General features: G+C 37.8%; 3 protein-coding genes. 1 reads left to right on the forward strand and 2 read right to left on the reverse strand.

The genetic code is table 11. The features are described from left to right. Together H1P_RS33565 and H1P_RS37035 are read right to left on the reverse strand one after the other, a co-directional pair. Nucleotides 1-352: hypothetical protein (locus H1P_RS33565; protein WP_144875840.1), on the reverse strand; the 352-nt coding region annotated here is incomplete at its 3' end. 159 nt (nucleotides 353-511) lie between these two features. Next, a complete protein-coding gene (locus H1P_RS37035) occupies nucleotides 512-661 on the reverse strand; it encodes a hypothetical protein (RefSeq protein ID WP_186376309.1) in 150 nt (49 codons plus the stop codon). Nucleotides 662-675: 14 nt separating this feature from the next. Between H1P_RS37035 and H1P_RS33570 the strand changes: the two genes are divergently transcribed. Then, a complete protein-coding gene (locus H1P_RS33570; protein ID WP_144875842.1) occupies nucleotides 676-1,023 on the forward strand; it encodes a hypothetical protein in 348 nt (115 codons plus the stop codon). Nucleotides 1,024-1,124: the final 101 nt, after the last annotated feature.

The following is a 1,124-nucleotide window of genomic DNA, read 5'->3' on the forward strand; positions in this document are numbered from 1 at the left end:
TTTTTTCTTTTAACCAGCTTTCTAAAAAAGACTTTGCCCATTTTCCATCTTTAGCAACCAATTGTCCGATTTGTTGGTTAGAATTCTCTAGTTCTTTCTGTTCCGCCCATTCTTCTTGATCGCTCAATATTATTCCTAGTTTTAAACTTTTATTCGGCTCTTTTAATAAATCGATTAATTTTTGGACGAGCGGAAAATCAATATTATAGTTGCCTTCTTGAAAATACTCGACTCCTTCTCGAACATCTTCTAAACTAGCACCTTGAATTTCCTTCCACAATCCCTGTTTTTTTCCATCAACAGAAACATCATTTGTTCCCAGTACTTGTAAGGCTAAGTGAATTTTGCTCATAGACTAAAGAAGTAGAACTACTGTGACACTCCCCTAAGTAACTCATTTTAATCGATGCTATTTTATGCAAGTTGTTACATTTGTTAGCATTAAATATCATTAATTAATTTTTAGATAATTCTCTTAAAAATAATGAAATTATCAAAATCAATATAATTCTTATCTTGGTTTACTAGAGATCGCAATTTTTCCTCTTCTTGAAGATACGCGATCGCGTATCTTCAAGAAATCATCTTTCTCCTCACCTTCCACAAAACCAAAAAATCCAAGATAACCCTTATCATTATTATTGAGCAGAATCACGGGCAAAGACAGAAGCAATTATGACCGATGGCAGCAGAAGAATCAGAAGAGTCCGAAAAACTTCCTCCGAGAGTGAAGTTTCCTCACCATCACGAACACCAACCATAACCGACGGTAGCAGAGCCAGAAAAAGAAGAACTCGCTCGGAAAATCAACCAGATGATTCTCAGCCTCTGTTAGAAGAACCAGAATTATTAGAAAACAGCATAATTAACACTCCTTTGCCAAGACAGAGTGCGACCAACCAAAAGATTGAAACAGAAACCCGTGATGAGAAAATTCAGTTATCAATGCCCAAAACCCCAATGACAAGAGGCATCGACCAATCTTTAGCTGAATTAATAGAAGAAAGACGTTCCGCTCTCTGAGAAGTCCGATTGTTAGGGGTCGACCAGAGAATCGCTTCTCTAGCCTCCCATCCAAAACGTAGCGTGCCACTTTCACGGCACTACGCTCCTCCTGGCTTTTC

Origin of the sequence: Hyella patelloides LEGE 07179, from assembly GCF_900659865.1 — a bacterium.
Lineage (GTDB): Bacteria > Cyanobacteriota > Cyanobacteriia > Cyanobacteriales > Xenococcaceae > Hyella > Hyella patelloides.